Below are 8664 nucleotides of genomic sequence, written 5' to 3' on the forward strand. Positions count from 1 at the left end.
ACCACGACGTGCTTCTGACCGAACTTCTGCACCCTGGGATCCTCCAAGCACTTGCCGGTACCGGGCATGGCGCCCGTGTGCTGCTCGCCGACGGGCACTACCCCGCCAGTACGGCCATCGGCGAACGCGCCCAGGTCGTCCACCTGAACCTGAGGCCGGGCCTGCTGGACGTCTCCACCGTGCTCGATGTCCTGCTGCGGGCGATCCCTGTCGAGTCGGCCCAGGTGATGGTGCCGCCGGACAGCGAACCGGAACCCCAGGCCATCGGCGAGTACCGCTCCATGCTCGCCCCCGCCCCCGTCGAGCCGCTCGGCCGCTTCGAGTTCTACAACGCCGCCTACTCGCCGGACCTGGCGCTGGCGGTCGTCACCGCCGACCTCCGCACCTACGCGAACCTGCTGTTGACCATCGGCGTCCGCGCTGAAGGGACCTTGAGGACATCATGACATTTGCAGTCCGTTACACAGCCGCCCTGACTCTGGACACCGCTCCTACCGAGACCGCCCCACCCGGCCCGGGAGAGGTGGAGCTGGCCCCCGCCTACGTCGGGATCTGCGGCACCGACCTGCACATTTTCCACGGAGACATGGACGCCCGGGTCAGCACCCCCGCCGTCCTCGGGCACGAGATGTCCGGCCGTGTCGTACGGGTGGGGCCAGACGTCGAGGAATGGCAGCCAGGCGACGCGGTAACCGTGATGCCGCTGCGCTGGGACGGCACCTGCCCGGCCTGCCGTTCCGGCAACCGGCACATCTGCCAGCACCTCGACTTCATCGGCATCGACTCGCCGGGCGCGATGCAGCAGCGGTGGACCGTACCCGCCGCCACCCTCGTCCGGTTGCCCGACTCCCTCTCCCTGGACCGGGCCGCGCTCGTCGAGCCCACCGCCGTCGCCGTGCACGACGTCGGCCGGGCGAAGGTCCAGGACGGCGAGCGGGTCGTCGTGGTCGGCGGAGGGCCCGTCGGCGTCCTGATCGCGTTGGTCGCCCGGGCCGCCGGCGCCGAGGTCCGCTTGGTGGAACTGAGCGACCACCGGCGGGCGCTGGCCGAGAACATGGGATTTACCACGTGGGACCCGGCCGCCGAGGACGTGCCGGAACTGGTCCGGCAGTGGACCGGCGACGCGGGCGCTGATATCGCCTTCGAGGTGTCCGGCGCGGCGGGCGGCGTCGACACCGCCGTGGAGGTGCTGGGCGTCCGCGGTCGACTGTGCCTGGTGGCGATCCATCCCCGGCGCAGGGAGATCGACCTGCACCGCTTCTTCTGGCGTGAGCTCACCCTGGTCGGCGCCCGGCTGTACGACCGCTCCGACTTCGAGCGAGCGGTGGGCCTGGTGGCGGACGGCACCGTCCCCGCCGACCTGCTGATCAGCAAGGTGGTGCCCCTCGCCGAGGCGCCTGCGGCGTTCGAAGCGCTGGAGACGAGCGGCGACGTGATGAAGATCCTGGTGGACTGCGGGAACGACGAGCGGGGAGCCTCGGCATGAACGCTTTTGACCTGACGGGCAAGTCGGCCGTCGTCACCGGCGCCCGTCGCGGCATCGGCCGGGCCATGGCCCGCGCGCTCGCCGAGGCGGGCGCGGATGTCATCGGTGTCAGCGCGAACCTGGAGACAGTCGGCAGCGACGTCGAGAAGGACGTCGTCGCCGCCGGACGCTCCTTCGAGGCGATCCGCACCGACTTCGCCGACCCCGACGCCGTCCGGGCCTTGGCCGCGCACCTCGCCCGACCCGAGCGGCCGGTGGACATCCTGGTCAACAATGCGGGCACCATCCGCCGCGCCCCCGCCACCGAACACCCCGACGCAGACTGGGAACTGGTCCTCCAGGTCAACCTGACCGCCCAGTTCGCCCTAGCCCGCGCCGTCGGCGCGGCTATGGTGGCCCGTGGTCGAGGAAAGATCATCTTTACCGCGTCGCTGCTCAGCTTCCAGGGCGGTATCAACGTGCCCGGCTACACCGCGGCCAAGCACGGCGTAGCCGGCCTGACCAAGGCACTGGCCAACGAGTGGGCTCCGCACGGTGTCAACGTCAACGCGATCGCCCCGGGCTACATCGCGACCGACAACACCCAAGCACTGCAGGACGACTCGGTGCGCAGCCGGGCGATACTCGACCGCATCCCAGCCGGTCGCTGGGGCGCCGCCGACGACCTGGCCGGCGCCACCGTGTTCCTGGCCTCAGATGCGGCCGCCTATGTCCACGGCGCCGTCCTGCCGGTCGACGGCGGATGGCTGGGCCGATGACCTTCGGCTTCGCAGTCGCACTGTCCGACGCCCGGGTCGTTCCGGTGCTGACCGTCCCGTCCGTCAGGACCGCCGGGCCGCTCGCCGAGGCTCTCGCCGACGGCGGCGCCCAGTGCGTCGAAGTCACCTTCCGCACCCCTGACGCCGACCAGGTGGTGGAACAGATGGCGGCCCAGGGCCGGCTGACCGTGGGAGCCGGCACCGTGCTCACCGCAGAGCAAGCGGAACGAGCCGTGACCGCCGGGGCCCGCTTCGTCGTGTCGCCAGGCTACGACCCGGACGTGGACGCCGTCTGCCGGAAGCTGGACGTGCCCTTTCTCCCCGGCGTCGCTACGCCAACCGAACTGATGCGGGCACTCACGGCCGGTCTCGAGACCGTGAAGCTGTTCCCCGCCGAACTCCTGGGCGGTCTCCGGATGCTCCGGGCGCTCGCCGCGCCCTTCCCCTGGGCACGGTTCATGCCCACCGGCGGCATCGGGCCGGCCCAGACGCCCGGCTACCTCGCCGAACCCGCGGTGCTCGCCGTCGGCGGGAGTTGGATGGCGGGCCCCGCCCTTCTGGACCGGCAGGACTACCAGGAGATCCGGCGGCTGACCGCCGAGAGCATGGAAAAGAGCACGCCATGACAGGGCACGCTCATGGCGCCGAGGTGGTCGCCCTCGGCGAGGTGATGCTCCGCTTCGATCCGGGTGAGGGACGGATCCGTACGGCCCGCCGTTTCCAGGTCTGGGAGGGCGGTGGTGAGTACAACGTCGTCCGCGGTCTGCGCCGCTGCTTCGGCCTGCGCACGGCCGTCGTGACGGCGCTGGCCGACAATCCGGTGGGCCGGCTCGTCGAGGACCTGATCCTGCAGGGCGGCGTCGACACCTCCTTGATCCGCTGGGTGCCGGACAACGGTGCCGGACGGACGGTCCGCAACGGCCTGAACTTCGTCGAACGAGGCTTCGGGATCCGCGGCGCCATGGGCGTCAGCGACCGTGCCAACACCGTCGTCTCCCAACTGCGCATAGGAGACATCGACTGGGACGCGCTGTTCGCCGCAGGTCCTCGCTGGTTCCACACGGGCGGGATCTTCGCCGGCCTGTCGGACACGACGGTGGCCGTCGCGGAGGAGGCCATGGCTGCGGCCCACCACCATGGCGTCACGGTCTCCTACGACCCGAACTACCGTCCCAGCCTATGGGTCGGCCGAGGCGGTGCCGACCGTGCCCGCGAAGTCGATCTACGGCTCGCCCGGCACGCCGACATCGTAGTAGGGGCCCTGGGGCTGGTGGGGGAGTGTCCCGGCGTCCGGTCCATCGAGGCCGACGAGGTGCGGGACGCGCTCAGCGAGGTCGCAGGCAGGTTGCCTCAGGCGAAGGTGCTGGCGACGACGCTGCGCGGGATACCCTCGGCCGGAGTGAACGACTGGTCGTCCGCTGCCTGGTCGGCGCAGGCGGGCTTCGTCCGCGGTCCCGAGATGCCGGGCCTGCACGTCCTCGACCGCATCGGTTCCGGCGACGCCTTCGCGGCCGGCCTCATCTACGGGCTGATGACCGGCCTGGAAGGTCCCACGACAGCCGGACCACCCGTCGACGCATCGCGCCTGGAACGCGCCCTCGCCTATGGCACCGCTCACGGAGCGCTCGCCATGACCACCCCCGGCGACGTCTCTATGGCCTCGCTCGCCGAGGTCGAGGCGCTCATCGCGGGTGGCTCGGCCGCCGTCAGACGCTGACCGATCACCACCCACCTTCGAGGAGCACACTGTGGTCCATCAGACGATGAGGCGCCGGAAGATCGCAGGGACCGCGGTCGAACTCACCGAGCTCGGCTTCGGGGCCTCCGTCATCGGCAACCTCTCCCGTGCCACAACGGACGGCGACGCGACGGCCGCCGTTCAGACGGCCTGGGAGGCGGGCATCCGGTACTTCGACACCGCACCGCACTACGGCCTCGGCCTCTCTGAACGGCGCCTGGGCGCGGCTCTGCGTGACCACCCCCGCGACGCCTACGTTGTGTCGTCCAAGGTGGGACGCTTGCTCGTCCCCAACGAACGGCCGAGTGGCACCGACACCGAGGGCTTCGCCGTACCGGACGACCTGCGCAGGAAGTGGGACTTCAGCCGGGACGGAGTGCTCCGCTCCATCGAGGCCACTCTGGAACGCACCGGCCTCGACCGCCTCGACATCGTCTACCTGCACGACCCAGACGACCACTGGAAGCAGGCCGCCGAAGAGGCCATGCCCGCCCTGGCCGACCTTCGCGACCAGGGCGTGATCGGCGCCATCGGAGCCGGCATGAACCAGTCGGCCATGCTCGCCCGCTTCCTGCGCGAGACCGAGGCCGACGTCGTGATGCTGGCCGGCCGCTACACCCTGCTCGACCAATCAGCACTCGACGACGTCCTGCCCGCCGCACACGACCTCGGCAAGAGCGTGGTCGCCGTCGGCGTCTTCAATTCCGGCCTGCTCTCCCGCGACCATCCCACCGCAGGCCTGACATATGACTACCAGGAAGCGCATCCCGACCTGATCACCCGCGCGCAGGCGATCGCTGAGGTCTGCGAACGACACGGCACGACCCTCCCGGCAGCCGCGATCGCCTTCCCATATACCCACCCCGCCACCGTCAACGTCACCCTGGGAATGCGAACCCCCGAACAGGTCGCGCGCAACGTGGAAGTCCATCAGCGGCCCGTCCCCCCGGCCCTCTGGAACGACCTCCAAGCCGAAGGACTCATCAAGCTTGCTATCCCCACGGAGAATGAGCCCCATTTCACCGGGAGGCACAGGCCACAGGGTGGTGGAGGGAGGATGGCGGAACTGTAGGACGAACCTGCTCTGTCTCAGATTCGGTGGTGACGGTGAGGATCATCTGGAAGGGTTGGGAGATCGGCCCGGCACCGGCCGCACACGGCGGATCAGCGAAACCGAGCGCTCGCAGATCATCGCGCTGGCCCGCACATGGCCGCCGGGCCGGCCGGTGCGCGATCAGGCGACCGGTGAGTTGAGGGCGGCCGAGGACAGCGGCCAGGTAGCTGAATACTGGACACTGCGACCGAGGCCGCCGGCTCGCTGGGCATCGTGGTGACGCGCTCGCAGGTGCGGCGGATCCTGCTGGCCTAAGGGGGTGCGCTGGCATCGGCCCCGTTCGTGAACGGGCAGCCATGATCCGCAGTTCGCCCCCAAGGAACCCGCATCGTTGTCCTCTACACCTGTCCGCCGCCGGGAGCAACAGTGGTGGCCGCCGGCGAACTCGGCCCGGTCCTTGCTGGATGATCGAGAGACCGTGTCCGGGCTGTCCGGCTGTCGCCGGTGAGCCCTGTCCGGTGCCCAAACCGCGCTCGTAGCGCTGGCCTGCGGTTTCGCACGTCGTCAAACGGCTCTGCGATACTCACGGATCAAACCGCAGATGAACCGTGCCGGGATTGGTCGCCATAGACGGCGACCAAGTCATCAAGGTGTGCGGTGTTGCGGCCGGTCGCGGCCACCTTGTCGCCGCGGGACAGGGCCGCCTCGACGAAACTCCGGCCCAGGCCGCGGGACGAACCGGTGATGAACCGGACCTCGCTTGATGCCTTCCATTCTTTCGGCGGTGGGGCTATTGCAGTGAGTGTTGGAACGGGGTCACATTGCTGGACTCAGCGATCAGCGGGGCGGCCTCGTCCAGGAAGCATGGGCATCCGGGTCCGTCGCCTTCCGGGTTCCGTTTGAGCCCTACACGTGTTCACATTCCGCCCGAGACTGGAACCACGGCCCCGGCGATGTTGCCGTTGGCGGCTGAGGCGAGGAAGGCGACGGTGTTGGCCACATCGGACGGAGAGGAGAAGCGACCGGTGGCCGTCCGGTCGAGTATCTTGGCGGCCATCGGGTTGGCCGCCATCACCGCGGCCTGCTCCTCGGGCATGGTGCCACCGGGAGCGACCACGTTGCTGAGCACACCCGAGCGACCCGCCTCGGCGGCGAGGCTGCGACTGAAGCCTTCCAGGGCGGCCTTGCTCGCGGCGAACTCCTCGCGTCCCACCATGCCGACACGGATGCCGTCGGAGGACAGAAAGACGATCCGGCCCCAGCCGCCGGCCTTCATCACAGGCAGCGCCGCCTGCACGGTGTGGAAGATGCCCTCCAGGTTGACTGTCTGACCTGCGGTTTCTCGCGTTTCACAGTCCTCGTCGAGGATCTCCGCTACGGGCTTGAGTGGGAGTGCTGGGGCGTTACGTCGTTCTGAGAAGACTGCGGTCATCAGGTACACGACGCGAACGCGACAGCCCTGATCAAGGTGACCGTTGATCAGCGTTGCCCACGTCCGTCGTATCAGTACCTTCCCATGGCGCTGGTACCGCGGGTGGGCCCTGGCCGCGCAGCCGGTCCATCTCCTGCCATTCGGGCCGCAGTCCCGTCAGGCTCGTGGTGAGCGCGTAGACGGCCCCGCCTGCGAGCAGCACCGGTGCCAGCCCCGCGGCCGCCACCGCCACCCCGCCCACCAGCCCGCCGAGCGGGATCCCGGCCCAGGCGAGGGAGTCCGACAACGCGTTCACCCGGCCCAGCAGGCGCCTCGGCACCCGCTCGTAGGAGATCGCCCCAAGGATCGGGTTCAGGAACCCGCCGGCGAACCCGCCCACCGCGAACACCGCCGCCATGGCCCATACCGGCGCGTCCACCGCCAGGATGAGGAACCGCGACGGCCCGGCGAGCAGGAACGCCACGAAGAACACCGGCCTGCGCCGCATCCGGTGCGCCACGGCGGCCGCGACCAGGCCGCCGCCGACGGCCGTAAACCCCATCACGCTGCTGTTCAAACCGACCACAGCGGGGCCGTGGCCGGACTCCTTGGCCCATACGAACACGAGCACCTGGCTGAAGGCTGCGTCGAGCAGGTTGGTGACGCCGACCATGACGACCACGGAGAGCAGCAGCGGTTCGCCGCGCAGAAACGCGAAGCCCTGGCCGAACCGCCGCCAGTACCCCTCCTGCGCCTCCTGCGCCGGCGCGCGGTGCCCCATGCCGCGCGGTAGCGCCCACGCTGCGATCACGGAGCCGAGCGCGAAGCAGGTGACGCTGATGCCCAGGCTGGCCAGCGGCCCGAGTAGCGCCACTACTGCGCCTCCCGCCGCGGGCCCCACCGTCTGTGCCAGCCGCTCGGTCACGCCCATCAGCCCGGTGGCTCGCTCCAGCGGTACCCGCCCGCGCTCGGCCGCCTCGGGAACCATGATCTCCTTGGCCAGGTCCCCTGGACCGCGGGCCGCGCCGACCACCGCGACAAGGGCGATCAGCGCGCTCAGCGGCAGCAGGTCCATGGCGTGCAGAAGGACAACGGCCCCGGCCGCCGCGGCGCTCACCACGTCGCCGACCCATGAGATCCGGCGCGGCCCGACCCGATCGACCAGCGGCCCGGTCAGCGCCTTGACCAGCACGTACGGGGCCATCTCCGCGAATGCCACCAGCCCCGTCTGCGCCGCGCTCCCGGTCGTTGTCAGGACGAGCCAGGGCAGGGCGAGGGCCGACACCCGCGTGCCAGTCAGCGACACCGTCATGGCCGCGAGCAGGCCGGCCATCGGGCGTAAGGACCCGCGCGATCCCATCACGCGCCCTCCGGCAGGTCGGGCAGGAGCTGCGTGATCAGCGAGACCCGCGCGGCGCCCTCGGGCGCCGCCTCGCCGGGCATGTCGCGGCGGTAGCGGGCGATGACCTCTTCCAGTTCCTCGCGCAGCCGCTGCGCCTCCTCGGGGGTGAGGCGCAGCGCGAACGAGCTGAGGTCGAGCACGCGCCGCCACTGCCCTGGCATGGTCTGCAGTTCGTTCAGCGTCCGCTGGGTACGCAGGTTGTACAGGGCGGCGATGGACTGCATATAGGCCAGCACCGCCTCGGGCTCCCGCTCTGCCAGTTCGTCGTCGCTGAGACGGGTGATGAGGTGGACCGAGCGCCACCAGCGCTCGCGGGCGTTGCCGCGCTCGGTGTCCTCCTCCACGAATCCGGCGGCGCCGAGCCTGCGCAAGTGGTAGCTGGCCGTGCCCGAATTCACCCCCAGACGCTCGGCCAGGCGGGTGGCGGTGGACGGGCCGTGTTTGCGCAGCAGGTCCACGAGTTGCACCCGCACCGGGTGGGCCAGTGCCCGCAGGCCTTTGGCGTCGAGGACGACCACGCTCTCGCGGGGTTCGGTCATGCCTCGAAGCCTAGACCGCAAACACTCATTCGCAAACACTCATTCGCGAAGAACTGTTGGCAATCATTGTAGAGAGGGTGAGCTAGACGTACTGATCCCGGCGACAAGCACCCAAACCTCTAGCTACTCGGCTGTGGGCTACCGGGGCTTCGACCGGGCCGCCGAGCCGGTGACCACGGATCCAGCCTCCTGCGAGGCACGGCCAGTCTCTGAGCCGCCAGGTCGGGTGCGCTTCACAACCAGTCCTTCTTCCTGAACAGGTTGTAGAGCACCACG

Annotated in this window: 9 protein-coding genes; 6 read left to right on the forward strand and 3 right to left on the reverse strand. The window is 69.9% G+C overall.

What is annotated here, in order from left to right:
* Positions 1-8 precede the first annotated feature (8 nt).
* Genes ACFSKW_RS17965 through ACFSKW_RS17990 form a run of 6 tightly spaced genes read left to right on the forward strand, consistent with a single transcriptional unit; the run spans position 9 to position 5054 of the window.
* Complete coding sequence (locus ACFSKW_RS17965; RefSeq protein WP_379573400.1) at positions 9-446, forward strand: RbsD/FucU domain-containing protein; 438 nt, start codon at positions 9-11, stop codon at positions 444-446.
* On the forward strand, positions 443-1486 hold the full coding sequence (locus ACFSKW_RS17970; protein ID WP_379573401.1) for a zinc-dependent alcohol dehydrogenase: 1044 nt from the start codon (positions 443-445) through the stop codon (positions 1484-1486). The genes ACFSKW_RS17965 and ACFSKW_RS17970 overlap by 4 nt, the downstream gene beginning before the upstream one ends.
* The gene (locus ACFSKW_RS17975) at positions 1483-2244 is read left to right on the forward strand and encodes an SDR family oxidoreductase (RefSeq protein ID WP_379573402.1); all 762 of its coding nucleotides are present in this window, start codon (positions 1483-1485) and stop codon (positions 2242-2244) included. The genes ACFSKW_RS17970 and ACFSKW_RS17975 overlap by 4 nt, the downstream gene beginning before the upstream one ends.
* Entirely contained in the window at positions 2241-2870 is a 630-nt protein-coding gene (locus tag ACFSKW_RS17980) for a bifunctional 4-hydroxy-2-oxoglutarate aldolase/2-dehydro-3-deoxy-phosphogluconate aldolase (RefSeq protein WP_379573403.1), read from the forward strand. Before ACFSKW_RS17975 ends, ACFSKW_RS17980 begins: the two co-directional genes overlap by 4 nt.
* On the forward strand, positions 2867-3961 hold the full coding sequence (locus tag ACFSKW_RS17985; protein WP_379573404.1) for a PfkB family carbohydrate kinase: 1095 nt from the start codon (positions 2867-2869) through the stop codon (positions 3959-3961). The genes ACFSKW_RS17980 and ACFSKW_RS17985 overlap by 4 nt, the downstream gene beginning before the upstream one ends.
* 46 nt (positions 3962-4007) lie before the next feature.
* Positions 4008-5054 (forward strand): aldo/keto reductase, encoded by a 1047-nt coding sequence (locus ACFSKW_RS17990; RefSeq protein ID WP_379573405.1) that lies wholly within the window; start codon positions 4008-4010, stop codon positions 5052-5054.
* 898 nt (positions 5055-5952) lie between these two features.
* On the opposite strand, the gene ACFSKW_RS17995 is transcribed toward ACFSKW_RS17990, so the two are convergent.
* From ACFSKW_RS17995 to ACFSKW_RS18005, 3 genes are read right to left on the reverse strand one after another with little or no spacing between them, the layout of a single operon-like run.
* Positions 5953-6468 carry an SDR family NAD(P)-dependent oxidoreductase gene (locus tag ACFSKW_RS17995; RefSeq protein ID WP_379573409.1) on the reverse strand — a complete coding sequence of 172 codons (516 nt, stop codon included), beginning with the start codon at positions 6466-6468 and terminating at the stop codon, positions 5953-5955.
* Between the two features lie 31 nt (positions 6469-6499).
* Positions 6500-7780, reverse strand: coding sequence for an MFS transporter (locus ACFSKW_RS18000; RefSeq protein WP_379573406.1), 1281 nt, complete (start codon positions 7778-7780; stop codon positions 6500-6502).
* Positions 7781-7806: 26 nt separating this feature from the next.
* Entirely contained in the window at positions 7807-8388 is a 582-nt protein-coding gene (locus tag ACFSKW_RS18005) for an ArsR/SmtB family transcription factor (protein WP_379573407.1), read from the reverse strand.
* Between the last annotated feature and the right edge of the window lie 276 nt (positions 8389-8664).

The organism is Nonomuraea mangrovi, assembly GCF_042681425.1.
Lineage (GTDB): Bacteria > Actinomycetota > Actinomycetes > Streptosporangiales > Streptosporangiaceae > Nonomuraea > Nonomuraea mangrovi.